The 25,740-nt window shown below is 69.2% G+C and carries 19 protein-coding genes and 1 tRNA gene; 13 read left to right on the top strand and 7 right to left on the bottom strand.

Annotated elements, in window-relative coordinates; genetic code table 11:
* The first annotated feature begins 10 nt into the window (after positions 1-10).
* Complete coding sequence (locus tag Psi02_RS02545) at positions 11-1,267, top strand: NAD(P)/FAD-dependent oxidoreductase (protein ID WP_203971315.1); 1,257 nt, start codon at positions 11-13, stop codon at positions 1,265-1,267.
* A gap of 63 nt (positions 1,268-1,330) precedes the next feature.
* Here the strand turns inward: Psi02_RS02545 and Psi02_RS02540 are convergent, their stop codons facing one another.
* On the bottom strand, positions 1,331-2,140 hold the full coding sequence (locus tag Psi02_RS02540) for a M23 family metallopeptidase (protein ID WP_239094574.1): 810 nt from the start codon (positions 2,138-2,140) through the stop codon (positions 1,331-1,333).
* A gap of 189 nt (positions 2,141-2,329) precedes the next feature.
* Between Psi02_RS02540 and dnaG the strand changes: the two genes are divergently transcribed.
* The 3 genes from dnaG (at position 2,330) to Psi02_RS02525 (ending at position 6,172) form a co-directional block, all read left to right on the top strand.
* Complete coding sequence (dnaG, locus tag Psi02_RS02535) at positions 2,330-4,192, top strand: DNA primase (RefSeq protein WP_203971313.1); 1,863 nt, start codon at positions 2,330-2,332, stop codon at positions 4,190-4,192.
* Positions 4,193-4,338: 146 nt separating this feature from the next.
* Positions 4,339-5,478, top strand: a complete 1,140-nt coding sequence (gene rpoD / locus Psi02_RS02530; protein ID WP_203951287.1) for an RNA polymerase sigma factor RpoD — start codon at positions 4,339-4,341, stop codon at positions 5,476-5,478.
* 322 nt (positions 5,479-5,800) lie between these two features.
* The gene (locus tag Psi02_RS02525; RefSeq protein ID WP_239094540.1) at positions 5,801-6,172 is read left to right on the top strand and encodes a hypothetical protein; all 372 of its coding nucleotides are present in this window, start codon (positions 5,801-5,803) and stop codon (positions 6,170-6,172) included.
* Positions 6,173-6,239: 67 nt separating this feature from the next.
* Here the strand turns inward: Psi02_RS02525 and Psi02_RS39910 are convergent, their stop codons facing one another.
* Complete coding sequence (locus Psi02_RS39910; RefSeq protein WP_239094539.1) at positions 6,240-6,539, bottom strand: YtxH domain-containing protein; 300 nt, start codon at positions 6,537-6,539, stop codon at positions 6,240-6,242.
* 155 nt (positions 6,540-6,694) lie between these two features.
* Between Psi02_RS39910 and Psi02_RS02515 the strand changes: the two genes are divergently transcribed.
* The 3 genes from Psi02_RS02515 (at position 6,695) to Psi02_RS02505 (ending at position 9,124) form a co-directional block, all read left to right on the top strand.
* Positions 6,695-6,767 (top strand) — tRNA-Asn (locus Psi02_RS02515).
* Positions 6,768-7,193: 426 nt separating this feature from the next.
* The gene (locus Psi02_RS02510; protein ID WP_239094538.1) at positions 7,194-8,288 is read left to right on the top strand and encodes a nitric oxide synthase oxygenase; all 1,095 of its coding nucleotides are present in this window, start codon (positions 7,194-7,196) and stop codon (positions 8,286-8,288) included.
* 65 nt (positions 8,289-8,353) lie between these two features.
* Entirely contained in the window at positions 8,354-9,124 is a 771-nt protein-coding gene (locus Psi02_RS02505) for an enoyl-CoA hydratase-related protein (protein WP_203971308.1), read from the top strand.
* Positions 9,125-9,167: 43 nt separating this feature from the next.
* Here Psi02_RS02505 and galK read toward each other — a convergent pair whose 3' ends face one another.
* From galK to Psi02_RS02485, 4 genes are all read right to left on the bottom strand, one after another.
* Complete coding sequence (gene galK, locus Psi02_RS02500) at positions 9,168-10,289, bottom strand: galactokinase (protein WP_203971306.1); 1,122 nt, start codon at positions 10,287-10,289, stop codon at positions 9,168-9,170.
* Between the two features lie 79 nt (positions 10,290-10,368).
* Positions 10,369-10,791, bottom strand: coding sequence for a hypothetical protein (locus Psi02_RS02495; protein ID WP_203971304.1), 423 nt, complete (start codon positions 10,789-10,791; stop codon positions 10,369-10,371).
* Positions 10,792-10,868: 77 nt separating this feature from the next.
* Positions 10,869-12,659 carry an alpha/beta hydrolase gene (locus tag Psi02_RS02490; protein ID WP_203971302.1) on the bottom strand — a complete coding sequence of 597 codons (1,791 nt, stop codon included), beginning with the start codon at positions 12,657-12,659 and terminating at the stop codon, positions 10,869-10,871.
* Between the two features lie 88 nt (positions 12,660-12,747).
* Positions 12,748-13,653, bottom strand: coding sequence for a helix-turn-helix transcriptional regulator (locus tag Psi02_RS02485; RefSeq protein WP_239094537.1), 906 nt, complete (start codon positions 13,651-13,653; stop codon positions 12,748-12,750).
* A 279-nt stretch (positions 13,654-13,932) separates the two neighbouring features.
* Between Psi02_RS02485 and Psi02_RS02480 the strand changes: the two genes are divergently transcribed.
* On the top strand, positions 13,933-15,132 hold the full coding sequence (locus Psi02_RS02480; RefSeq protein WP_203971300.1) for a bifunctional glycosyltransferase family 2/GtrA family protein: 1,200 nt from the start codon (positions 13,933-13,935) through the stop codon (positions 15,130-15,132).
* Between the two features lie 54 nt (positions 15,133-15,186).
* Complete coding sequence (locus Psi02_RS02475; RefSeq protein ID WP_203971298.1) at positions 15,187-16,890, top strand: putative glycosyltransferase family protein; 1,704 nt, start codon at positions 15,187-15,189, stop codon at positions 16,888-16,890.
* Positions 16,891-16,953: 63 nt separating this feature from the next.
* Here the strand turns inward: Psi02_RS02475 and Psi02_RS02470 are convergent, their stop codons facing one another.
* Positions 16,954-17,427, bottom strand: coding sequence for a GNAT family N-acetyltransferase (locus Psi02_RS02470; protein WP_203971296.1), 474 nt, complete (start codon positions 17,425-17,427; stop codon positions 16,954-16,956).
* A gap of 233 nt (positions 17,428-17,660) precedes the next feature.
* Here Psi02_RS02470 and Psi02_RS02465 point away from each other — a divergent pair, with 233 nt between their 5' ends.
* The 4 genes from Psi02_RS02465 (at position 17,661) to Psi02_RS02435 (ending at position 25,729) form a co-directional block, all read left to right on the top strand.
* A complete protein-coding gene (locus Psi02_RS02465; protein WP_203971294.1) occupies positions 17,661-18,224 on the top strand; it encodes a copper resistance CopC family protein in 564 nt (187 codons plus the stop codon).
* A 662-nt stretch (positions 18,225-18,886) separates the two neighbouring features.
* The gene (locus Psi02_RS02460) at positions 18,887-21,001 is read left to right on the top strand and encodes a ThuA domain-containing protein (RefSeq protein WP_203971292.1); all 2,115 of its coding nucleotides are present in this window, start codon (positions 18,887-18,889) and stop codon (positions 20,999-21,001) included.
* A 105-nt stretch (positions 21,002-21,106) separates the two neighbouring features.
* Positions 21,107-23,950 (top strand): carbohydrate-binding protein, encoded by a 2,844-nt coding sequence (locus Psi02_RS39905; RefSeq protein ID WP_239094536.1) that lies wholly within the window; start codon positions 21,107-21,109, stop codon positions 23,948-23,950.
* A gap of 492 nt (positions 23,951-24,442) precedes the next feature.
* Positions 24,443-25,729, top strand: a complete 1,287-nt coding sequence (locus tag Psi02_RS02435) for an L-fuconate dehydratase (protein WP_203971290.1) — start codon at positions 24,443-24,445, stop codon at positions 25,727-25,729.
* Positions 25,730-25,740 lie beyond the last annotated feature (11 nt).

Here is a 25,740-nt window from a genome sequence, read left to right as displayed (position 1 = left end):
AGGAGGATCCATGCCCGTTTACGTGATCATCGGCGCGGGGCTGGCCGGGGCGAAGGCCGCCGAGACCCTTCGTGCCGAGGGCTTCACCGGGGACATCGTGCTCGTCGGAAGCGAACGGGAGCGTCCGTATGAGCGCCCGCCGCTCTCCAAGGGCTACCTCCAGGGATCGACCGAGCTGACCAAGGTCTACGTCCACGATCCCGAGTGGTACGACGCCCAGGGGGTCGACCTGCGGCTGGGCACCACGGCCACGAGCATCGACCCGCGGGCGCGGGTGGTGAGCCTGACCACGGGGGAGGGGCAGGACGTCGTCGCGGCACAGCCGTACGACAAGCTGCTGATCGCGACCGGCGCGAGCCCGCGGCCGCTGCGCGTGGAGGGCGCCGATCTCGGCGGCGTGCACTATCTCAGGACCGTCGCCGACAGCCAGGCGTTGCGGAACACCTTCGCCCGCGGCGGCGACGTGGTGATCGTCGGGGCGGGGTGGATCGGCCTGGAGACCGCGGCCGCCGCCCGTCAGGCGGGGTGCGCGGTCACGGTCGTCGAGCCCGATCCCACGCCCTTGTACCGGACCTTCGGGCCGGCCGTCGGTGAGATCTTCGCGTCGCTGCACCGGGCGCACGGGGTCGAGTTCCGGCTGGGCGCCTCGGTCCAGGCGCTGCGCGGCACGTCAGATGTCCGGGAGGTGGTGACCTCGGAGGGTGAGGTGCTGCCGGCGACGGACGTCGTGGTCGGCATCGGCGCCTCGCCCAACGTCGAGATCGGCAGGACCGCCGGACTGGAGATCGCGGACGGGATCGTCGTGGACGCGTCGCTGCGCACCTCGGACCCGGACATCTACGCGGCCGGCGACGTGGCGGAGGCGGTCAACCCACTGCTCGGCCGCCGGATCCGGGTGGAGCACTGGGCCAACGCGCTCAACGGAGGCCCGGCCGCGGCCCGCGCGATGCTGGGGCAGGACGTCGTCTACGACCGCGTGCCGTACTTCTTCACCGACCAGTTCGATCTCGGCATGGAGTTCTCCGGGGACGTCGCCGGTCATGACCAGGTCGTGTACCGCGGTGACCCGGCGATCCACAGGGCGGTCACGCCCGAGTTCCTGGCCTTCTGGGTCGAGCAGGGCCGCGTGCTCGCCGGGATGAACGTCAACGTGTGGGACGTCACGGAGGAGATCCAGGCCCTCGTACGGGCGGGGCAGGCGGGCAGGGCCGTGGATCTCGGCCGGCTCGCCGACCCCAAGATCCCTCTCAGCGACCTCCTGAGCTGAGCCGAGCTGACCTGAGTTGGCCTCACCTGCGCCGGCCTGACCCGCCCGCCGTCGCCGTACGGGCTAGTTGGTGGTGGTGGCGGCCTGCGAGTTCTGCGGGTCGGGCTTGTTCACGGGCTTGGGCACGCAGAGCACCGTGCACTTGGGGAGCGCGCCGACGCGCCTGCGCTCGTTGATCATGGTCTGCTTGGGGGACAACGTACGGTTACCGTTGCGCCACGCGTCGAGGAAGGTCCACGGCTCGACCATGCCCCGGCGAATCCACCAGTTCTTGGGGTCGGTCGGCCACGACATGCCGAAGTAGAGGTTGCTCGCCGTGTCGACCGCGTTGCCGGAGTTGCCGATCGATCCCAGCCGCTGCCCGGCGCTGACCTGGAGGCCCGGCTTCAGGCCCGGCGCTACGGTGGCGAGGTGGCCGCCCAGGTAGAGCACGCCGTCCTTGCCGAGGATCGTCACGAAGACGCCCTCCCGGTCCGCGCCGGCGTCCGTCTCGGGCTTCCACGTGCTCTCGGCGTTCACTTCGCGCACGACGCCGTCGACCGGGGAAACGAAGGCACATCCCTTGGCCGCCCAGATCGTGCTCTTGGGCAGGCCGGCCAGCAATTTGCGCGCGTAGGTCACCCGGCATCCCTTGACCGGGAACGCATAGGTGAAAGGCGACACCTTGGGGGGCAGGACCCGCACCGGGGTGCCTCCGGCGGGGACCACCCCGGCCGCGGGCCGCGGTGTGGGGGTGGCTTTCGTGGACGTGCCGCCTGTGGACGTGGCCGACGACGATTGCGCCGCAGTCGCACCCGCGTCCCCGGCCGGGCCGCTGCAGGCCGCGACAAGACATCCGGCACCCGCGAGGAGGGCCAATTTCCCCGATCGCATGATCTCCACCTGGTTGACCTTACTGAACTTCTCCTTTGTAACGGACCGCCGCATTCGTCACGACCCGTTCGATGAAGTCACCCCGCCCCGTCTCGGGCGGAGATCGTCCCGTCGCCCCCCGCCATGCCGGCCGGAACCGTGTGGGGAGGGGAGCCCACGGTACCGCCGGCAGGGCCTAAACTCGCCAGAGTGGCAGGGCGGATCAGTGACGAGGACATCGCGATCGTTCGCGAGCGATCACCGATCGCCGATGTGGTCGGTGAGCACATTCAGCTGCGCAACGCGGGCGGCGGCAACCTGAAGGGCCTGTGTCCCTTCCACGACGAGAAGTCGCCCTCCTTCAACGTCACCCCGGCCCGCGGTTACTACTACTGCTTCGGCTGCGCCGAGGGCGGCGACGTGATCACGTTCGTCCGCAAGATCGAGAACCTGACGTTCACCGAGGCCGTCGAGCGGCTCGCGCAGCGGGGCGGGATCCAGCTCCGCTACGAGCAGGGCGGTTACGTGCCCGGCCGCGAGCAGGGGGAGCGGACCAGGCTCATCGAGGCGCACCGGGCGGCCGCCGAGTTCTACGCCGAGCGTCTCGCGGCGCCGGACGCAGCGCCGGGACGGCGCTTCCTGTCCGAGCGCGGCTTCGAGCGCGTCGACGCGGAACGCTTCGGCGTCGGCCACGCGCCCGCCGAATGGGAGGCGTTGTCGCGGCACCTCATGGGCCGTGGTTTCACCGCACAGGAGCTGATCCGGGGCGGCCTCGCCCGGGAGGGCCGCAGGGGACCGATCGACCGGTTCCGCGGCAGGCTCGTGTGGCCCATCAGGGACATCACCGGCGACGTCATCGGCTTCGGAGCGCGCAAGCTGCTCGAGTCCGACGACGGCCCGAAGTACCTGAACACCCCCGAGAGCCCGATCTACCACAAGAGCTCCGTCCTCTACGGTGTCGACCTGGCCAAACGCGAGATCGCCAAGCGGTCCCAGGCGGTCATCGTCGAGGGCTACACCGACGTGATGGCCTGCCACCTCGCGGGTGTGCCGACGGCGGTGGCCACCTGTGGCACGTCGTTCGGGGAGGAGCACATCAAGGTCCTGCGGCGGCTCCTGCTCGACCAGGCGGAGTTCCGCGGTGAGGTGATCTTCACCTTCGACGGTGACTCCGCCGGGCAGAAGGCGGCCCTGCGGGCGTTCCAGGACGAGCAGAAGTTCGTCACCCAGACCTTCGTCGCCGTCCAGCCGGACGGGCTCGACCCGTGCGACCTGAGGGTCAAGCAGGGCGACGCGGCCGTGCGAGACCTCGTGGCCAGCCGCGAGCCCCTGTTCGCGTTCGCCATCCGCAGCGTCCTGTCCCGGTACGACCTCAACACCAATGAGGGACGCCTGGGCGCGCTCGACGCGGTCGCCCCCGTGGTGGCCGCCATCAAGGACCCGGGCCTGCGGAAGACCTACGTCGTCGACCTGGACCGCTGGCTCGGCTTCATGGACGAGGGTTTCGTCATCCGGAGAATCCAGCAGGTCATCGGGAAGGACCGGGGCCCCGGCCAGGCGCGCGCGCCGAGGCAGGAGGCGGTCGACCCGGCGGTGCGACTGGAGGCCGAGGTGCTCAAGCTCGCCGTCCAGCGGCCGGCCCTCCTCGGCCCGGAGTTCGACGCGCTCGGCGCGGAGACGTTCACGTTGCCGGAGCACGTCGGCCTGTACGCGATCATCATGGCCGTCGGCGGGACCGCCGTGGGAGGTCCCGGCGGCCGCGAATGGGTCGACCGGCTGCTCGAGCAGGCCGGCTCCGCCTCGGGCGAACAGGGAGCGGATCTCCGGTCGATGACGACCCGGTTCGCCGTCGAGGCGCTGCGCGCCGACACCGCCGTGGAGGAGCGGTACGCCTCGGCGATGCTGGCGAAGCTCCACGAGACCGCGGTGGGCCGGGCGCTGGCCCAGGTGAAGTCACGATTGCAACGGCTCAATCCGGTCGAGGAGCAGCAGGAGTACAAGCGGCTCTTCGGCGAACTGGTGGCTCTCGAGCAGCAGCACCGTGTGTTGAGAGAACGCGCCGCAGGGGCCTGAATAAACCTTCCTGTCCACATCTCGCGATGGTCAAACATTATTTTTGATCTCAATACGGTGTTGGATTCTGTCTTACCTTGAGTGCCAAAAATAGGCCTGCCATTTTCCCGTATCTATATTGCAGACTGTGTTCCGTGGGTGCATCGGTGCTGCCAAGCAGGCCGCCATCGGTAGACCAGGTGGCGGAGCTCGTCGCTAAGGGAAGGGAACGCGGAAGCGTCACGATAGATGACGTGGCCTCCGCGCTCGACCGGTCAGAGCTGCCTGCCGACGCGCTTGAGCGCGTCGTGCGCATGCTCGCTGAGAACGGCGTTGAGGTCCTCGAACCGCAAGGGGATGAGGAGCCCAGCAAGCCCGACGAGGAGGACGTTGCCAAACGAGCTCCAACGAGTGACCTGGTCAGGATCTACCTGAGGGAGATCGGCCGAGTTCCGCTGCTGACGGCTGAGGAGGAGGTGGAGCTCGCCAAGGCCATCGAGGCCGGGCTGTTCGCCGAGGACAAGCTGTGCGAGAACACCGCGCTCCGGCTCGCCCGTCCGGAGTTCGAGGATCTCGTCTGGGAGGGCGTCCGGGCCAAGCAACGGCTCATCGAGGCGAACCTCAGGCTGGTGGTCTCGATCGCCAAGCGATACGTGGGCCGCGGAATGCTCTTTCTCGATCTCATCCAGGAGGGCAATCTCGGGCTCATCCGCGCCGTCGAGAAATTCGACTACACCAAGGGTTATAAGTTCTCGACGTATGCCACCTGGTGGATTCGTCAAGCGATCACCCGGGCGATAGCGGATCAGGCGCGCACGATCCGAATTCCGGTCCATATGGTCGAAACGATCAACAAATTGGTCCGGGTGCAACGCCAGCTTCACCAGGATCTCGGCAGGGAGCCCGCTCCCGAGGAGATCGCGGGGGAGATGGGTCTGCCCATCGACCGTGTGGTGGAGATCCAGCGGATCGCTCAGGAGCCGGTCTCGCTCCAGTCGCCGATCGGTGAGGAGGACTCCGACCTCGGCGACTTCATCGAGGACGCCGACGCCGTGGTGCCGATCGAGGCGGCGGCGTTCATCATGCTGCAGGACCAGCTCGACGACATCCTGGCGACGCTGTCCGAACGTGAGCAGCGGATCATCCAGCTCCGGTTCGGCCTGGCCGACGGCCATCCGCGGACGCTGGAGGAGGTCGGCCGCGAGTTCGGCGTGACACGCGAACGGATCCGGCAGATCGAGTCCAAGACGCTGGCCAAGCTGCGCCACCCGACCCGGGCGCAGATGCTCCGGGACTACCTCGACTGACCCCGTGCGGGGTCTCGCCTGCCTCAGGCGGGGCCCCGCGCCTCGGGTCCCGCGTCCCGGCCTGCGGCCCGGCGTCCCCCCGTGCCCGGGCTCGGCGCCGCCGGGCGGATTCGGCCACGGGCCGCGCGCCGGATAGCCTGCCGGTATCAATGGTCGTGCTCAGTGGCGGTGCTCGTTGGCTGGTTCGAAGTTGTCTCTTTTCGGCCTATCCGGGGGACGGTTCGGGTCTCGCCGTCTGCCCTCCGAGGTCCGTACGGCTCTCGCCCTGGATCCGCGTGAGCGGGTGATCAGCCACGCACTGGTAGCCGAAGGTGACCATGTTGTGGCCACCACGCACGCGCTGCACCTGCCTGACGGCCAGCGGCTTCCGTGGCACCTCATGGACAAGGCGGTCTGGGACGAGGAGGGCGTAACGGTCACGATGACCGACGGCGTCTCGCACCGCGTTCTGCTGCCCGAGCCCGGCCTGCTGCCTGAGACGGTCCGTGAGCGGGTCACCGCCTCGATCGTGGCCAGCAGACGGGTCCAGCTCGACGCGCGCGGGGGAGTGCGGCTGGTCGCCCGGAGGGTGCCGGGATACGACACCCCCCGGTGGGAGTTCATCTTCGATCCGGGCCTTGATTCGTCCGACCCCGGACTGCGGGCGCTCGCGGAGCAGGCACTGGAAGAGGTACGGCGGAGCCTCGGCGTCTGAGAACGCGGGCCCGGACGAGCGCAAGCCCCCGGCCTGGGCCAGGGGCTCGTCGTGCTGTGCGGGTCGCTCAGGTGATCCGGTCGGGGTCGGCGTTCGGCCAGCCGGTCGCCACGCCCACCCTCTCGTCCTCCCAGGCGTCCTGCCTCTTCAGGAACTTGCCGCCGAACTTGTCGCCGGCCAGATCCTTCGCCTTGCCCGCCACCTTGGAAGCCTGAGCGCCGACCAGTCCCGCCGCCTCCTGGACGCTCGGGCTGTCCGCCACCCGCTGTGCGGCGCGCTTGATCTGCTCGTAGCGCTCACGCCCGGCTCGGGTTCCCAGGACGTAACCGATGGCCAGCCCGGCGGCGAACATCGCCTTGTACCGCATCTTCCACCTCCGCGCTCGTGCTCTCCGCCCCTTCTACCCCGGAGGCCTGCATCTATCCAAGCGGAATGGACGTGACAGACTCCCCCAGGAGTGCGCTAATCTAGTTCCGCGCCGCAAGATGGACCGCAAGGCCCGATCAGGCGGTGTCACCGCAATCCCGTGTAGCTCAATCGGCAGAGCAGCCGGCTGTTAACCGGCAGGTTATAGGTTCGAGTCCTATCGCGGGAGCGCTGACCCCGGTCACATGGCGACCTCAGATCGCCGGGCCGGGGTTTCGTGTGTCTGGGGTTCGCGGCCGTCGCCGATCCCCCGAACCCTCCCGTTACCCCTGTGGCCTGCGCGGCGACTCCGCGGCGACTGTGCGACGGCCCGCTCACCCCCCGGCGGCGCCGAGAGGGGCTCCGGACGTTTCTCCCGAAGATTGCCCCCTTGTATCCAAATGCGGGGGACAAATCACGGGACTTCGCCGAAAATGTGAGGCGCTGCGCCTTTTCTGAGAGGTCGTGGCTGCCGCGGACCACAAACGCGCAGTGGGGTGAGGGCCACTGCGGCAGAGGGCGTCATCGCCACCCCGGAACCGGCGTGATGTCCGTGAGTACGAAGTGTGTGGCGGTCGTGCTGACATGGTTCAGGTCCAAGCAGGTTACGGAAGCCGTGCAGGAACCAGGATGCGAGGAGGGCATCGACAAGGGGGAGGCTGAGGATTTCATCCGGCTCTACCACGCGGAGAACCCGTCCGCGGGGTCGGTCAAGCCCAGGCTTCGCGAGGTCGCCCGAGAGATCTCCCAGACAGGCACCTACACGCACACGCCAGGGGAGCTCGCCTTCGGGGCTCGGGTGGCGTGGCGCAACAGCAACAAGTGCATCGGCCGGCTCTACTGGAAATCCCTCCGTGTCCGAGATCGCCGGCACGTCGACACGGCCGACGGTGTCGCGGAGGAGTCCGTGGAACACCTCCGGGTGGCCACCAACAAGGGCAAGATCCGGCCCACGATCACCGTGTTCGCGCCGGACAGGCCCGGCGAGCAGGCCCCGGTGATCTGGAACGACCAGCTCATCCGGTACGCCGGGTACACGCGGCCCGACGGATCGGTCGTCGGCGACCCCGCGAACGCCGAGTTGACCGAGGCCGCCATACGACTGGGCTGGCGCGGGCGCGGCACCAGATTCGACGTCCTTCCACTCATCATCGAGGCCAAGGGCACACCTGCCCTGCGAGGTCTGCCCCCCGAGGTCGTCCTCGAAGTCCCCCTCCGGCACCCGACGTTCCGGTGGTTCGCCGAGCTCGGGCTGAAATGGCATGCCGTACCGGTCATCTCGAACATGTGCCTGGAGATCGGCGGCATCCGCTATCCGTGCGCGCCCTTCAACGGCTGGTACATGGGCACCGAGATCGGCGCCCGCAACCTCGCGGACGCGGACCGGTACGACCAGCTCGGAGTGGTCGCCGAGCGGCTCGGCCTGGACATGTCGCACGACCGCACGCTCTGGCGCGACCAGGCCCTCATCGAACTGAACCTGGCCGTCCTGCACTCCTTCGAGGAGGACGGAGTCGCCGTGACCGATCACCACACCGAGGCCAGGCGCTTCATGATCCATCTGGAGAAGGAGGAGCGCAGCGGCCGTGTCTGCCCGGCGGACTGGTCCTGGATCGTGCCACCCCTGTCGGGAGCGGCCACCCCCGTGTTCCACCGTTACTACGACGACGTGCAGTTGACTCCGACGTTCACCCGCCGCCTGCGGCAGTAGCGACCCGGGAGGTTCACGGAGGGACCCCTCCCGGTGTAGAACATAATTCGGTAGGGGAGGTCGACATGGTGGTGCTGTCCGAGGACGACGGTGGTGTGCGGATTCTCACGTTCAACCGGCCGGAACGGCTGAACGCGTGGACCGACGAGATGGGACGGCGCTACTTCGACCTCCTCGAGGAGGCCGAGCGGGATCCGTCGGTCAGGGTCATCGTGGTCACCGGCGCGGGGAGGGGTTTCTGCGCCGGCGCCGACTTCGCGACCCTGACAGCCATACAGACGGGGGATTACGACGGCAAACCGGACGCCCGGCCCAACACCTTCCCCGTGACGATCCGCAAGCCGGTGATCGCCGCGGTGAACGGCGCCTGCGCCGGGCTGGGCATGGTCCACGCCCTTGTGTGCGACATCGTGTTCACCGCCGCCGACGCCAAGTGGACGACCGCCTTCTCGCGCCGGGGCCTCGTCGCCGAGTACGGCCTGGCCTGGATCCTCCCCAAGCTCGCCGGGCAGGCCAGGGCGATGGACCTGCTGCTGTCCGGCCGCGTGTTCACGGGTTCGGAGGCGTACGAGCTCGGCCTGGCGGGCCGGGCCGTACCGCGTGACCGGCTCATGGACGAGACCCTGGCCTACGCGAGGGAGCTGGCCACATGGTGCTCGCCCGCGTCGATGGCGGTGATGAAACGGCAGGTGTGGGGCGACTGGAGCGGGTCTCTCGACGAGTCGAGGGAGGCGGCGGAGGGACTGATGCGGGAGTCGTTCGAACGGGCCGACTTCGCCGAGGGCGTGGCCAGCTTCCTCGAACACCGCCCACCGGACTTCCCGCCGCTCGGCTGAGCAGCGGAAAGCCGGACCCGTTCGACCGGGATCGCGGCCGTGGCTAGGCGAGCCTGCGCGCGCCGGCCGCTGCCGGCGCCAGGAAGATCGTCGGAGCGGCCCAGCCGCGCTCGTCGTAGGCGCGGAGAACCTCCTCCCGCACCCGATCCGCCTTCTCCTCGGCGACCAGGGCGATGGCCGAGCCGCCGAAGCCGCCCCCCGTCATCCTGGCGCCCCTCGCTCCGCCCTTGACCGCCGCCTCGACCGCCACGTCCAGCTCTGGGCAGGAGACCTCGAACTGGTCACGGAGCGAGAGATGGGAGGCGATGAGCAGGGCCCCGATCTCCGGTACGGCTCCCGCGCGCAGCAGCCCGATGAGGGCCTCGACCCGGTGGTTCTCCGTCACGACGTGCTGCGTCCTCTTGCGCTCGTCGCCCGTCAGCTTCTGGAGGGCGCCCGCGAGGTCGGTGACGTCTCGCAGGGAGGCGACGCCCAGGTGCTTGGCGGCGTTCTCGCAGTCCTGGCGGCGGCGGGCGTACTGGCCGTCGGCCAGCTCGTGATGGACGCCGGTGTTGATGATCAGCAGCTGCAGCCCGTGCGCGGCCAGGTCGAGCGGGACCGCGCGGGAGGCCAGCGATCGGCAGTCGAGGAACAGCGCATGGCCCTGCTTGCTGAGGACGGAGGCCGCCTGGTCCATGATCCCGCACGGCATGCCGACGAAGTCGTTCTCGGCCTTCTGCGCGATCCTGGCCAGCTCGATCTTGGGCCGGCCCAGGCCGTACAGGTCGTCGAGGGCGACCGCGACGGCGACCTCGAGGGCCGCGCTGGACGACAATCCTGCGCCCTGCGGCACGTCGCCGTCGATCACGATGTCGGCACCGCGGATGGGGAGGCCCTCCTGGCGCATGACCCAGAAGACCCCGGCCGCATAACGCGCCCAGCCCTCGGCCTGGTCGATCTGCTCGAGGACCTGGGGTTCGGCGGACGCCTGGAGCGACCTGAGACGGACGGTGTCGTCCTCGCGCGGGCGCACCGCGGCCGTGACGCCCCACGGAACGGCGAACGGCAACACGAACCCGTCGTTGTAGTCGGTGTGCTCCCCGATCAGGTTGACCCGGCCCGGTGCGTGCCACACCCCTGCGGGCTCGCCGCCATAGGTCTGCCGGAAAGCATCAACAACGCGCACAATCCCACACTCCTGAACATTTTCGACCTTTCGTAGGTTACCGAGTCCCGGCTCGGCAACCCACTTGGCGAGATGTCCCCTATGGCTCGGGCGTCCCGTCAGGCCAGACGCAGGGGGAGGTGGCGGCGAGATAGAGGTGGTTCCCCTCCGCCCAGCCCAACGCCAGGATGAAACCATCGGGACGCGTCTCGCCCGAGATGTTGGGGTGCCCGGCCTCCACGCCGCCTGTGCCGGTGATGACGTGTCCCTGCTGTTTCCAGTGATCCATGACCTGGCGGGCGATGGCCGTGTTGGCTGAGGCGGGAACGTCACGCAGCCAGTACGCGCGGCTGATCACCACCTGCTTCGAGGATTCCGCCGGGCCGGGATCGAGGCATGAGGAGGCGGTCGGAAAGATGGCGTTGAGCTCCAGTCGCGGGCCGGGATCAAGGACGGAAGCGGTGCTCGTCAGGAGCTGTTCCACACGCGTCAGGGCCTGCGTCGGAGTGATCGTTTGGGGCATGGAAGACCTTGGTTCCGTGCAGCCGGCCAGCATGGCCAGCAGGAGGGCGCCCATTGAGGCGTGCTGCCGGAGGGATGTCATCTGTTGAGCTCTCTCACCGCCGGGGGAGCGAGTTCGGGCATCAGCAACTGCGGTTGCGACAGAGGCTCGGCCTTGATCAGGTGTGTGGACTGGCTGTTGACGATCATCGCCATGTTGCGCAGGGAAGCCGAATAGGGTTTCCAGTAGTTGGAGTGGGCTTCGGTGATCACGCTGCGCTCGACGAGGAATCGCCGGGCGCCGAAGCCGGTGTCGCCCGGATCGGCCGCGAACCTGCCGAGATAGGCGACCGGATCGTTACCTGCCTCGCCGACCCAGACATGGCCGGGCGCGAGTCCGAGATCGCTCGCGTGCTCGACCCCGACGCCGGGGCTGCCCACGAAGATGATGTCGTCGGCCAGGAGCCCGGGACGCAGGACGGCGGCCTTTCCTGTGACCAGGGAGCCGTAACTGTGCCCGAGGAGCACGTTCCTGGCGGAGGCGACCGGCTGATGGGCGGCGTGCAGGCCGTCGACGAAGGCGGCCAGTGCGCCCGCGCCCCTGTCGGCGGCGCCTCCCATCGCGACCGAGCGGCTGGGCGACACGATCCCAGGATCGAGCTGGGGAGCGTCGTAACCCAGCCAGGCGATCGAGGCGACCCGTCTGTCGCCCGCGGTCGTCTGGCACTGCTGCCAGAGGCGCCGGGCACGCTCGACGCCCTCGTCGAAGGTGTCCAGCCGCGTACCCAGCCCGGGGACGTAGGTGACGGTCGTATCCGCCGTGTCGGGATCGCCCCAGGAGACGACGAGCCGGCCGAGCCCCGCGTGGTTGAAGGAGAGCAGGAAGACGGGCGGATGGCCGTCGGCGCCGCCGAGCGCCAGCGTCCGCTCGATCATGTCGATTCTCTTGAGCGCGCTCAGGACGGCGTCGAGCGGCAGGAACATGGTGGGCTCGCCCGACTCCGCTATCTGGCGGGTGAGGCGGGCGGACTCGGTCCGCAGGCGGGCCTTCTCCATGGCGAGGAACAGCCGGTTGGCCCGGTCGCGGATCGAGGCGGGCAGGCCGTTGAGCGACCCGACCCCCTGCGGCATGGCGGAGACCAGTTGCTCGCGCAGCCCGCGGGGGAGTCCGCGCCACCAGGTGTGGACGCGGGCCGCCAGGCCCGGGTCCTGCCCCTGCTCCTGGAGCGCGACCACGGCCATGAGCGCCGTGTGGTCTCCGGCGGCGATCCTGCGCAGCAGTGCCGCCGCCATGCCGGGGTCGGGGGCGAACGCCTCGAAGAGACCGAAGCCGATCACGCCGGAGGGCACCACGCCGCTGTCCCAGGGGGTCCAGGCGTCCGGCTCGGCCCGCTGGATCCAGGACAGGCGCCGCTTCAGGTCGCGAGCCTGCCCGCGGGCCCAGTCGGCGCTGTGCGCCACGTCCCATCCCGCGTTGGTCGGCAGGCAGAGCACGGCGAGCTCGGCGTGCAGCCGCACGGAAAGATCGGACATCCGCTCCGCGGCCCGTTCGAGTGCGCAGACCAGTCCGTTCATCGTCTCGACGTTCACGCCGCGGAAGGCGCTCGAGGTGGCGGTCATGCTCGTCACCGACGTCTGGGCGGAGGGCATCCCCGGCGGGAGCATGCCGTGCCGTACGACCAGCCGGGAGATCTCCGCCAGAGCGGTCTCCAGGCACGACTGCAGTATCGCGCGGTGCCTGGACAGCTCGGCGGCGAAGCGGGGCGCGCCGCCGCCGACCCACGCGTGGGCGGCCATCAGATGCACGGCCTGGTCGAGGTCGGCGCGGTGGTCGGCGACGAGCGCGGACGCCCGGCGGAACGCCTCACGCACCTCACCCGTGTCAGACATGACGGTCAGCATGGCAGGGGGCGGTTACGGCCCACAGAGAATCGGCAGTTCACGGTGCTATGTAGCGATACGGGCCGCTTGGGGCGTGCTACTCGCCGCGTTCCTCCTCGGGGACGTGGCCATGCTCGGCCGATCGCTCCAGGGACTTCCGCGTTCGTTCGCCCAGGTGGTCCGTTTTGGCGATCATGCTGGCGAGCAGCGCCAGACTCTGGGCGGTGGGGCTTCCCGGCTCGGCATGCTTGACGACCAGAAGCTGGCCGTTCGCGCCGCTGATCGAGAGTTTCTCGAAGCGGAGCTCCAGCGGGCCGACCTGAGGGTGATCGATGATGCTGGACCCGCACCGCCGGGCCCGGACGTCTTGGCGCGCCCACAGGCGGCGGAAGAGCTCGCTGCGCACGGAGAGCTCGCCGACGAGATCGGTGAGCCTGGGGTCGTCGACGTCGGGCCCGGCGAGCTCGCGCAGCGTCCCCACGGTCCCCGAGGTGATCTTCTCCCAGTCGCGGTAGTACTCGCGGACTCCCGGGTCGAGGAACAGGGCGCGCAGGACGTTGACACCGGGACGGTAGACCGGCGACAGGGCGCAGGCCAGCGGGTTGGCGGCGAGTACGTCGAGGAAGCGGCTCTGGACGTACGCCGGGGTGTCCGACCACGTCGCCAGCAGTTGCCGGATGCCGGGCTGCACCCGCTCCGGGTGGTCGGGGAAGCGGCGGCGGCGCCGCTTGGGCCGCGCGAGCTGATGGAGATGCGCGGTGGCGTCCTCGTCCAGTTGCAGCGCCCGGGCCAGGGCTTCGAGGACGTGCTCGGAGGGATGCTGGTCGCGCCCCAGCTCCAGCCGCAGGTAGTAGTCGGTGCTGATGCCCGCCAGCATGGCGAGCTCCTCGCGCCGGAGCCCGAGCGTCCGTCCGCGCCCGAGATCGGAGAGCCCGACGTCCTCCGGGCGCATCAGCTCTCGCCTGGCGCGGAGGTATTCGCCGATCCGGCCTTCCGTCTCCACGTCTTCGACGATACGTGCGCGAAGGTGGGGTCACCTGGCCCTGTCACACCCAGGACCGGGGAAGCCCCCGACACCGACACCGACACCGACACCGGGACCGGGAACCGTGCCGGCCGGAGCCGGATTTCAATTTACGATGATATATCCGTTTTCGGATTAATGCGTATTAAGTGGATTCAATGAGGCTCCGCGCGATGTCTTCCTGTTATTAGGAATGCTTCATCAATAATCCAATCAGGCCGGTTAAAGACGGATCGGTGCTCGGGTAGGACGTGCGGCATGAGTCAGATGACCGCAGCTAGGAGCATTAACCCGGTCGTCGAGGTGGTCGTTCCCGTTTACAACGAACAGCGTGTGCTGGATGACAGCATTCGCCGCCTACACGACTACTTGGCGACGACGTTTCCGTACGGATATCTCATAACGATTGCCGACAATGACAGCACCGACGGGACGTGGCCGCTCGCCATGGACCTCGCGGGCGACCTGCCCAACGTCCGGGCCGTGCGCCTGGAGAAGAAGGGGCGGGGCCGGGCACTGCGCAGGGTGTGGGCGGACAGCGAGGCGGACGTGGTCGCCTACATGGACGTGGACCTTTCCACGGACTTGAACGCCTTCCTGCCATTGGTCGCGCCTCTGCTGTCCGGGCACAGCGACCTGGCGATCGGCACCCGGTTGTCCCGTGGGTCGAACGTGACGCGTGGTGCCAAGCGTGAGTTCATCTCGCGGGGCTACAACCTGCTCCTGCGGTCGACCCTGGGGGTGCGGTTCTCCGACGCCCAGTGCGGCTTCAAGGCCGTGCGCGCCGATGTCGCCCAGGTGCTGCTGCCGGCGGTCGAGGACGAGGAGTGGTTCTTCGACACCGAACTGCTCCTCCTGGCCGAACAGCACGGGTTGCGCATCCACGAGGTGCCCGTGGACTGGGTCGACGATCCCGACAGCCGTGTGGACATCCTCAGGACGGCCCGCGACGACCTGCGCGGAATGGTCCGGGTCGCCCGCAAGACCCTTTCCGGCGCGGCGCGGCTGCCGATCCCCGCGAAGGTGCAGCAGGCCAGGCTGCCCGCCGGCATGGCGCGGCAGTTGTCGAGCTTCGCGATCGTCGGCCTGATCAGCACGCTCGTCCATCTCGCGCTCTACATGGGCCTGCGGACCGTCATGGCCGCGTTCGCCGCCAACGGGCTCGCCCTCGCCGCCACCGCGATCGCCAACACCGCCGCGAACCGGCGCTTCACCTTCCTGGTGACCGGCCGGGCCAGAGCCGTACGGCATCAGCTGGAAGGCGGGATCGCCTTCCTGGTCGGCCTGGTGCTCAGCACGGGCGGCCTCGCGATGCTCCATCTGCTCGTGCCCGGGCCGTCGACCCATGCGGAGCTCAGCGCCGTGGTCGTCGCCAACGGGCTGGCCACCTTGGTCCGTTTCCTGCTGCTGCGCGCGTGGGTGTTCAACCCGCGCCGGGCGCGCGAGGCCGTCGGCTGAGCACGTCGTGAACCCACCCTGCGACCGCCGATGAACGGGATGAAAGGAAGGGCGATGCCCGTCATCCTGACCGACTCACGTCCGGGCACCGGGACCGGGCGCCGTCTCCGCGACCGGATGCCGGTGGAGGTCGGCGCTCTCGGGCTGCTGGCACTCGCCCTCGCCGTGCTCATGACGTGGCCCGCACTGGCCCACCCGTCCCGCACCATCCCGGGGGACTTCGGCGACCCGCTGTTCTTCGCGTGGGAGATCTCCTGGTACGGCCACGCGCTGCTGAGCCAGATCGGCCACCCGTTCGACGCGAACGCCTACTGGCCGCTGCCGCACACCGGCGTGTTCAGCGACACCCTGCTCGGCCTGGCCCCGTTCGGCATCGGGGTGTCCGACATGGGGGACGCCCTCGTCCGCTACAACGTGGCGTACGTCCTGGCCTCGGCCTTCAACTTCGCAGGCGCGTACCTGCTCGCCCGCCAGCTCGGCAGCGGCCGGATCGGCGCCCTCGTGGCGGGCGCGGCCTTCGCCTTCTGCCCGTGGCGCCTCTCCCACGCGATCCACCTCAACATCCTCGTCAGCGGCGCCATCCCGCTGTCGATCGCGCTCCTGCTCAGGGGAAACGGCATCGGGCGGAGAGGCTGGTTCGCCGCTCCGGCGCGGCCCTGGCTCGTGGTCGCCGCCTGGGTGCTCGCGGCCTGGCAGCTCAGCCTGGGCTTCGCGATCGGGTTGCCCGCGCTGTACATCCTCGTCCTCCTCGTGGCGGCGGGGGTCGCCGGCTGGTTGCGGGCCGGGCGGCCGCGCCTGCCGCGCGGGCTGCTGGTCGCCGACCTCGCGGGCGGCGCCGGTTTCGCGGCGGCCACGCTCGCGCTCGGCAGCGTCTACATGCGGGTGGCGAGGGACAACCCGGAGGTCGCGGAGGCCCGCAGCGAGAAGGCCCTCGCGTTCTTCTCCCCTCCGCTCCGCGCGTTCTGGGCCGCCCCCGAATACTCCGCCGTGTGGGGGCGGCTGACCGCGGGAGCGCGCGCGGGTTTCGTCTGGCCGATCGAGACCTGCCTGTTCCCCGGCCTGATCGTGGTGGTCGTCGCGCTCGTGGGCCTGGGGGTGACGATCTGGGCTCCGCGTACCCGTCTCCTGCTGCTGATCGGCGTCGCGGGCACCGTGGTGCTGGCCCTCGGCACGACGTTCCTGGGCGGGGCCGTGACGTGGTTGCCCGCCCGGCACCTGCTTCCGGGGATCGAGGCGCTGCGGACGCCGGGCAGGTTCGTCATGTACACCGTTCTCCTGCTCGGGCTGCTGGCCGCGGGGGCCGTGACCCGCCTCGCCGTCCGGGCGGGCCGGTTCCGCCACGTTCTGCTGGCGGTGCCGCTGCTCGTCTGCGCCGAGGGACTGCCGGCCGTCGCGCATCCGGAGGTGCCGCGCCCGCCCGCCGCGCTTTCCCAGGTCCGGGGGCCCGTGCTGACGCTCCCCGACGAGTTCGGGCAGGACAGCCTGTCGCTGATCTGGTCAGTGGGCCGGTTCTACCCGATGGTGAACGGGGCGGCGTCGTTCACGCCCGCGATGATGACCGAGGTCCTCGACGTCACGAGGGCGTTCCCCGAGCCGTATTCGATCGCCTATCTGCGGAACATGGGCGTGCGCGAGGTCGTCGTGCCCCGCGAGCGTGCCGCCGGGACCGCGTTCCAGAACGCCGTCGAACGGTCGGTCGACGGGCTCGAGGTGGAGCGGCGCGACATGGGCGACAGCGTGCTGTACATCCTGCGCTGAGGACTCCGGCCGGGCGGGGGGGAGCCGCCCGGCCGGAGTGCTGTGACGAGTTCTGGACGAGTTCTATATGAGGGACTTCTCGAACGAGTGCTCGCCGACCGTCTCGGGGTCGGCGGTCACGTCGTAGAGCGGGCGGTAGCCGGTCGCGAGATAGAGGGCGGTCGCCTCCGGCTGGCGGGGACCCGTGGTCAGGACGACCCGCAGGTATCCGCGCCCGGCCGTCTCGCGTTCCAGTTCCCGCATGACGAGGCGGCCGAGCCCGCGGCGGCGGTGACCGGGATGCGTCCAGATGCGCTTCAGTTCGGCCGTGGTCTCGTCGTAGCGGCGGAAGGCGCCGCCCGCCGTGGTCTCACCGTTCTCGACGAGGATCAGGAAACCGCCGTCCGGCGGCGCGAAGTCGGATGCGGGGAAGCGGGTCAGCTCGTTGTTGGCCCCGTATCGGCGGTGATACTCGATCGCGAGATCGTCGAGAAGCGGGCGGAGCGCGGCGTCCCCCGGCGCGACCAGACGGAACTCCTGCGCGTGCTCGATCGTCATCTGCTCTCTCTCAATGGGTCGGACGGGGGTCCTCCCGCCCGCGGACGCCCGGGAGCCGCATCCTATTGACCTGGTGGTTCTCCTCAGCAGGTCGGCCCCCGGCGGCGTGGCCGTCCGGGGGACCGAGGGTGTTCTGTGACAGAATTTGTCGCGTCATGCGCGCCTATCTGCCCTTTATGGCTCGCGGAAAGTGTGGCGGCTCACGCCTTCTTCACGCGTTCGGAGTTGGTCCCATGAAGTTCTCCGCCATCAAGGCGACGCTCGTCCTCTTCCTGGGGGGCGTGCTCGTGGCGGCACTCGCTCCACCCGCTCTCGCCCATGACAGCCTGAAGAGCAGCTCACCCGCCAGGAACGCCGTCGTCTCCACCCTCGACCGGATCGAGTTGGAGTTCAGCGCGCACGTGACCTTCCCGGTCGTGATCCTCCACGACGCCGCCGGGCACCGTTTCGAGTCGGGCACCCCGCGCGCCGACGGGCCGAAGGTGGTCCAGGGCGTCGCCGGACCTCTCCCGTCCGGGAACTACGTCGTCGCGTGGCGGGTCGTCTCCTCGGACGGTCATCCCGTCGAGGGGGAGATCCCCTTCACGGTGAAGGCCGCTTCCGACGCGGCGGCGGCCGGCACGCCCTCGACTCCCGCGCCCCTGTCGGCGACGGCCCCTTCCACGTCCGTGGCCGACGACAAGGGCTCGAACAATCCCCTGCTGCTCTGGGGCGGGCTCGCGCTGCTCGTCGTCGCCGGGGCGGCGGCCCTGTTCGGCCGCCGCAAGAAGCCCGAGCACGAGGCGGACACGGCCTGATCCCCGCACGTGCCCGGGGAGCCCGCATGGCGCGGCGGATCGGCCGTACGGCGGTGGGCGGAGGGGTAGAGGGGCCGGTGAGCCGCCGTAAGATCGGCGATCGGCGACCGGCTGACATGCTTGCTCACCGGCCCCTCCACAGCACGGATCCGGCGCGAGTGGACGGCGGCCGTCGGCCCGGCGCACCATCGCACTTGCCCCGAATCAGGACTGTCAGGCGCAGTTAACATTGGATGTATTGACCAGTCAATAGACGTCTCACGGGCCACTGTGTCAGCGGGATCGCCCCAGAAACCCGCCCGTGCCGCCGATCAGGCAAGAGTTTTGTCGTTTCGAATTCGAAATTCAAAGATCTTGATCTCCGACACATCCGATGTATGAAGATCAATAATGCTCATCTGGATCACTGCCGGGTGTTATCCGTCCGACCGACCCGACGAATATTGACGCTTTCGTTTCGATGTGCCAATCTTTCGTCGACGGCGACAAAAGTATCCCTGTAGTCGTTGATTCTTTTTCACCCAGGTGCGGCGGCGCGCTCCTCTTTCTCCAGAAGGAGTACCGCATGTGCCCATGTGTGCCCGCCTTCGTCCCTCTCTCGGTGTCCCGGCCCGTGCCGGTGACATCCCGTCTCGCGTTCACCGGTTGAGAGGGGCCGGCTCATGCGTGCGATCATCCGGACCGTTCTCGCGCTCGTCGTCGCCGCCGCGGCCGTCCTGACCGTGCAGGCCGCCGCTCTCTCCGCCCCGCTGACCAAGATCCTCGTCTTCTCCAAGACGGCGGCCTTCCGGCACTCCTCCATCCCGAACGGCATCGCGGCCATCCAGCAGCTGGGCGCCGCCAACGGGTTCACGGTGGTCGCCACCGAGGACGCGGCGGCGTTCACCACCGCGAACCTGGCGCAGTACCAGGCCGTCGTCTGGTTGTCGACGACCGGTGACGTGCTCAACGCCGCCCAGCAGACGGCGTTCCAGTCCTACATCGCGTCGGGCGGCGGATACGTCGGCGTCCACGCGGCCGCGGACACCGAGTACGACTGGCCCTGGTACGGCGGCCTCGTCGGCGCCTGGTTCAACTCGCATCCGGCGACCCAGCAGGCGGTCGTCCGGGTCGAGGACCGGGCCAACGTCTCCACCTCGCACCTGCCGCCGACCTGGACGCGCACCGACGAGTGGTACAACTACCGCACCAATCCCCGGGCGAACGTGAAGGTGCTGGCCAGCCTCGACGAGTCGTCGTACTCAGGCGGGGCCATGGGCGACCACCCGATCACGTGGTGCCAGGACTACATGGGCGGCCGATCCTGGTACACCGGCCTCGGCCACACCGAGGAGTCCTACGCCGACCCCAACTTCACGAAGATGTTGCTCGGCGGCATCCAGATCGCGTCCCGAGCCAAGCCGGCCGACTGCCGTCCCGAGACCGGTTACACCCCGCTGTTCGACGGCACCCAGGCGAGTTTCAGCCGGTGGCGCATGGCGGGTCCCGGCGGCTTCACCCTGGCCGACGGCACGCTGACCTCCTTCGGCGGCATGGGCCTGCTGTGGTATCCGGTCAGCACGTTCTCGAACTACTCCCTCAAGCTCGACTGGATGATGCCGGGCGACGACAACGGCGGCGTCTTCATCGGCTTCCCCGACCCGCAGGGCGACCCGTGGAAGCCGGTCGACGCGGGTCACGAGATCCAGATCGACGCCAGCGACGCGGATCCCACCCGCACCACCGGCAGCGTGTACAGCTTCAAGGCGCCTGACACGGCGCTGCGCGCCGCGGCGCTCAACCCGCCGGGATCCTGGAACACCTACGAGATCGCCGTGCACGGCCAGCACGTCGAGATCTTCCTGAACGGCGTCAAGATCAACGACTACACGAGCACGCGGAACATCGCGGCCGGCTACATCGGCGTGCAGAACGACGGCGACGGCGCCGACATCAACTACCGCAACATCCGGATCAAGCAGGACGGCGGCCCGCCGCCGGCGGCCGACCTGGCGCAGGGCCGCCCGACGGCGCCGTCCAGCGTGCAGAGCGGCAGCACACTGACCGGATCGCTCGCGGTGGACGGCGACGCCGCCACCCGCTGGGGCAGCGCGTACGCCGACCCGCAGTGGATCTCGGTCGACCTCGGCGCCTCCTACGCGCTCAACCGCGTCAGGCTGAACTGGGAGGCGGCGTACGGCAAGGCGTACCAGATCCAGACATCTCCGGATAACGCCAACTGGACGAACGTGTACTCCACCACCACGAGCGACGGCGGCGTCGACGACCTCACCGTCTCGGGGACCGGCCGGTATGTGCGGGTCTACGGCACGCAGCGGGCGCTGACGCAGTACGGCTACTCGTTGTGGGACCTCAACGTCTACGGCACCCCCGCGAGCGGTGGCGGCACGCTGCTGTCACAGGGGCGCCCGACGGCCACCTCCAGTGTCGAGACCGGCAACGTGCTGGTCGGGGCCAACGCGGTGGACGGCAACACGGTGACCCGCTGGGGGAGCCTGTACGCCGACCCGCAGTGGATCTCGGTCGATCTGGGCTCGTCCCGCTCGATCAGCCGGGTGCGGCTGAACTGGGAGGCGGCGTACGGCAAGGCGTACCAGATCCAGACATCTGCGGATAACGCCAACTGGACGAACGTGTACTCCACCACCACGAGTGACGGCGGCGTCGACGACGTCACCGTGTCGGGCAGCGGCCGGTATGTGCGGGTCTACGGCACGCAGCGGGCGCTGACGCAGTACGGCTACTCGCTCTGGGAACTGCAGGTCTACGGCACCTGAGCCTCTCGGAACCACGACATGACCGTCGGGGGGCTTCAGGTCCGCCGCGGACCTGAAGCTCCCCGGAACCACGCACATCCGCCTCCGCACCCCCCAGGAGACTTCGTGTTCGGTTTCGCGCGCCTTCGGACAGCCGTCGGCGCCCTCATCCTCGCGCTCGCGGGGACCGCCGTCGCGGGAGCGCCCGTTCCCGCCTCCGCCGCGGTCCCGGCCCTGACTGCCACGGCCGCTCTCGCCCCGCCTCCCACGAGCGGGTTCGAGAAGGTCAAGCTGGACGGCGGGCTCTCGATGGGCGAGCCCATCGAGTTGTCGGTCCTCCCCGACGGCAAGGTCCTCTACATCAACCGGGGCAGCACCACCGGCGGCGGCCAGGTCCGCCTGTACAATCCCGTCACCAAGGCCACGACGGTGGCGCTGACCGTGCAACTCGACGCCCGGTTCGAGGACGGCCTGATCGGCATCACGATCCACCCGCAGTTCGCCGCCAACCACTGGGTGTACCTCTTCTATTCGCCGAAGGTGACGCCGCTGGTCAACCGGATCTCCCGGTTCACCTTCAACACCACGGGAGGAGTCCTCGACCCCGCCAGCGAGGACATGATCATCGAGTGGCCGACCGAGCGTGACCTGTGTTGCCACTCGGCCGGGTCCATGACCTGGGACTCCAACGAAAACCTGTACTTCGCGGTGGGCGACAACACCAACTCCGGCGGCGACTCGGCGGGCATGGCGCCCATCGACGAGCGGCCGACCAGCAACCCCCAGTACGACGCCCAGCGCACGGCGGGCAACACCAACGACCTGCGCGGGAAGATCAACCGGATCCACCCGGAGAACAACGGCACCTACACGATCCCGGCCGGCAACCTCTTCGCGCCGGGCACCGCGAAGACCCGTCCCGAGATCTACATCATGGGCGACCGCAACCCGTACCGGATCTGGGTCGACAAGAAGGCGAACAACACCCTCTACTGGGGCGAGGTCGGACCTGACGCGGGCGCGACCGTCGCCAACCGCGGCCCGGCGGCCTACGACGAGTTCAACAGGGCGACGGGCCCGGGCAACTACGGCTGGCCGTACTGCGGCGGTCCGAACGTGGCCTACAACGACTGGGACTTCGCGGCCAACGCCCCACGCGGCTGGTTCCCGTGCGGCGGCACGACCGGCCCGGTGAACAACTCGCCGCGCAACACCGGCCTCCAGCAGCTTCCCCCGACCAAGCCCTCCCTGGTGTGGGAGCAGCACGGCGGCAGCAAGGAGTGGCCCGCCCTGGACAACCCGGGCGGCTGCGGAGCGCCCAACCACGCCGAGGTCTACCACTACGACCCGAACCTGGTCTCGGACGCCAAGTGGCCCGCGTACTACGACAACAAGTGGCTCATCTCCGAGTACTGCCGCAACTGGATCAAGGAAGTCCAGTTCGACAACGGCAACCCGGCCACCGGGAACCCGACTGTGATCGAGCCCGTCCTGGCCGGGATGAACCTCGTCCACCCGATCGACATGGAGTTCGGGCCCGACGGGTCGCTGTACCTGCTGGAGTACGGCAGCGGTTACTTCTCCGGCGCCGCGGACGCCGGGCTGTACAAGATCAATTATGTCCAGGGTGGGCGCTCGCCCGTCGCGGCGGCCACGGCCGACAAGGACAACGGCCTGACGCCGCTCGCGGTGACGTTCTCCAGCGCGGGCTCGTCCGATCCCGACGGTGATCCGATCACCTACGCCTGGGACTTCGACAACAACGGCACCACCGACTCCACGGCCGCCAACCCGTCGTTCACCTACACCACCAACGGCGACAAGCGGGCGCGTCTGACCGTACGGGACCCCGCGGGTCACACGGGCACGGCGGTGATCCCCATCGTGGTCGGCAACAACCGGCCCGCGGTCACCCTGGCGGGCATCCCCGCGGGCGGCATGTGGAGTTGGGGGGAGAACCTCACCTCGACCGCGAGCGCGACCGATCCGCAGGACGGCACGATCAACTGCGCCGACGTCGTGATCCGGGCGGCGCTCGGACACCAGGAGCACGCCCATGAGGAGGGGCAGGGCACCGGCTGCGGGTTCACCGTCAACACCGGTCCGGTGCACGCCGGCCCCGACGCCGTGCAGTTCTTCGTCCTGCGCGCCTCCTACACCGACCGCGGCGCCTCCGGCACGGTGGCGCTGACGGGGGAGAAGGAGATCTCGGTCTGGCCGAAGCAGTGGCAGGCCGAGCACTTCGTCCAGCTCAACGGTCCCAAGGTCGTCGACCAGGCCGCGGCCGAGGGCGGCAAACGTCTCGGCGACATCCAGAGCGGCGAGTGGGTGAGGCATCACGCGGTGAGCCTGAAGGGCATCACCGGGGTGAAGGCCCGCGTGTCCTCGGCCAACGCCGGCGGCACCCTTTCGTTCCGTTACGACTCGCCCACGGGTCCCGAGGTCGCGCGCGTCGCGGTCGCCGGCACGGGAGGCTGGGACAACTACGCCGAGGTGACCGCGCCGGTCACCAGGCCCGATGACGGCACCCACGACCTCTATCTGGTGTTCACCGGGAACAACACCGGCACGAACGCGCTGTTCGACCTCGACAGCTACACCTTCACCGGCCCGGGCGTCAGCACGCCGCCGATCACCACGAGCGACCTCGCCCAGGGGCGCCCGACGGCGACGTCCAGTGTGGAGCCGAACAACGGCCGGGTGGGTTCCATGGCGGTCGACGGCAACGCCGCCACGCGGTGGAGCAGCGACTACAGCGACCCGCAGTGGATCTCCGTCGACCTGGGCTCGTCCCGCTCGATCAGCCGGGTGCGGCTGAACTGGGAGGCGGCGTACAGATCCAGACATCTGCGGATAACGCCAACTGGACGAACGTGTACGCCACCACGACGAGTGACGGCGGCGTCGACGATCTCGTCGTCTCGGGGACCGGGCGTTATGTCCGGATGTACGGCACGCAGCGGGCGCTGACGCAGTACGGCTACTCGCTGTGGGAGTTCGAGGTCTACGGCACCTGAGTGACGGCCGGGCCGGAGTTCCTGGCGGACCCGGCCCGGCCCTGTCTCTCCGGGAGGTCCGATGTTCTTTTGACTCTCCCGCCTAACACGGCCTCTGGAAGCCAAGTTATCCGATGTATTCCTGCCGGAAACCTCTTGACTTGCACGCAACCAGCGGACATTCTTGGCGAAACATCGGATGTATTGGAGGCGTTGTGAAGCTGCTGCGGGTTGGTCCGAGTGGCGTCGCTCATCCACGCTCGGCCACGTCCATCGGCTTCTCGCAGCTGGATCACCGCGGTGCGGCGACTTTCCCGGCACCGGTGGAACCGGCCTCCCGTGCTCTCGCGGGTGCCTCTTTCGGGGAGAATAACCCAAAGGCGTTCTTTGAGATGAGGATGGCGGCGTCCATTGGTCGGATGGATCGCTCCCACGAGGCCGGGGCCGGCCGGACGGCGGGACAGGCGTGAAGATCACCTCCCTGGAGACGCATGACATCCGCTTCCCCACGTCGCGGGAGCGGGACGGCTCCGACGCCATGAACCCCGATCCCGACTACTCCGCCGCCTACGTGGTGCTCAGGACCGAGGACGGTCACGAGGGGCACGGGTTCGCCTTCACGATCGGCCGCGGCAACGACGTGCAGACGGCCGCGATCAGGGCCCTCGAGCCCTACGTGGTGGGGCGTGACTGCTCCGACATCGGCGCGCTGTCGCGCGGCATGGTGGGCGACTCGCAGCTGCGCTGGCTCGGCCCGGAGAAGGGCGTCATGCACATGGCGATCTCCGCCGTGGTCAACGCCCTGTGGGACCTCAAGGCCAAGCGGGAGGGCAAGCCGGTCTGGCTGCTGCTGAGCGAGATGTCGCCCGAGGAGATCGTCGGCCTCGTCGACTTCCGCTACATCACCGACGCCCTCACGCCCGACGAGGCGCTGGAGATCCTCCGTAAGGCCCAGCCGGGCCGCCAGGAGAGGATCGCCCACCTCCGGGCGAACGGCTACCCCGCCTACGCGACCTCGCCCGGCTGGCTCGGCTACGACGACGACAAGCTGCGCCGCCTCTGCAAGGAGGCCCTGGACGACGGCTTCACGCAGATCAAGCTGAAGGTCGGCGCCGACCTCGACGACGACATCCGCCGCATGCGGGTCGCCCGTGAGGTGTGCGGCGTCGGGTTCCCCATCGCCGTCGACGCCAACCAGCGCTGGGACGTGGACACGGCGGTCCAGTGGGTCGAGGCGCTGGCCGAGTTCGACCCGTGGTGGGTGGAGGAGCCGACCAGCCCCGACGACGTGCTCGGCCACGCCGCCATCGCGCGCAGGATCGCGCCCATCCCGGTCGCCACCGGCGAGCACGTGCAGAACCGAATGGTCTTCAAGCAGTTGCTCCAGGCGGGCGCGGTCTCCTACCTCCAGCTCGACGCGGCCAGGGTCGGCGGGGTCAACGAGAACCTCGCGATCCTGCTGCTCGCCGCCAAGTTCGGCGTGCCCGTCTGCCCGCACGCCGGCGGCGTCGGGCTGTGCGAGCTGGTGCAGCACCTGGCGATGTTCGACTACGTCGCGGTGAGCGGATCCACGGAGGGCCGGGTCATCGAGTACGTCGACCACCTGCACGAGCACTTCGTGGACCCTGTCGTCATCCAGGGCGGCAGGTATGTCGCGCCCGCCGCACCGGGCTTCGGCTCCACGATGCACCCCGAGTCGATCGCCGAATTCTCCTACCCCGACGGTCCCGTCTGGAGGGGCGCGAATGGTTGAGTTCGGTGAGT

The sequence above is a fragment of the Planotetraspora silvatica genome, from assembly GCF_016863315.1.
GTDB classification, from domain to species: Bacteria; Actinomycetota; Actinomycetes; order Streptosporangiales; family Streptosporangiaceae; genus Planotetraspora; species Planotetraspora silvatica.
The sequence above is the reverse complement of the archived record's forward strand: the minus strand, read 5'-3'. Positions and strand labels throughout refer to the sequence as shown.

Bases quoted from the DNA above. Each gene is read 5' to 3' on its own strand.
- Psi02_RS02460 (WP_203971292.1), top strand. From the start codon at position 18,887: ATGCGTGCGATCATCCGGACCGTTCTCGCGCTCGTCGTCGCCGCCGCG.
- Psi02_RS02495 (WP_203971304.1), bottom strand. From the start codon at position 10,791: ATGCCCCAAACGATCACTCCGACGCAGGCCCTGACGCGTGTGGAACAG.
- Psi02_RS02490 (WP_203971302.1), bottom strand. From the start codon at position 12,659: ATGTCTGACACGGGTGAGGTGCGTGAGGCGTTCCGCCGGGCGTCCGCG.
- Psi02_RS02545 (WP_203971315.1), top strand. From the start codon at position 11: ATGCCCGTTTACGTGATCATCGGCGCGGGGCTGGCCGGGGCGAAGGCC.
- Psi02_RS02505 (WP_203971308.1), top strand. From the start codon at position 8,354: ATGGTGGTGCTGTCCGAGGACGACGGTGGTGTGCGGATTCTCACGTTC.
- Psi02_RS02470 (WP_203971296.1), bottom strand. From the start codon at position 17,427: ATGACGATCGAGCACGCGCAGGAGTTCCGTCTGGTCGCGCCGGGGGAC.
- Psi02_RS02465 (WP_203971294.1), top strand. From the start codon at position 17,661: ATGAAGTTCTCCGCCATCAAGGCGACGCTCGTCCTCTTCCTGGGGGGC.
- Psi02_RS39910 (WP_239094539.1), bottom strand. From the start codon at position 6,539: ATGCGGTACAAGGCGATGTTCGCCGCCGGGCTGGCCATCGGTTACGTC.
- Psi02_RS02475 (WP_203971298.1), top strand. From the start codon at position 15,187: ATGCCCGTCATCCTGACCGACTCACGTCCGGGCACCGGGACCGGGCGC.
- Psi02_RS02480 (WP_203971300.1), top strand. From the start codon at position 13,933: ATGAGTCAGATGACCGCAGCTAGGAGCATTAACCCGGTCGTCGAGGTG.
- Psi02_RS02540 (WP_239094574.1), bottom strand. From the start codon at position 2,140: ATGCGATCGGGGAAATTGGCCCTCCTCGCGGGTGCCGGATGTCTTGTC.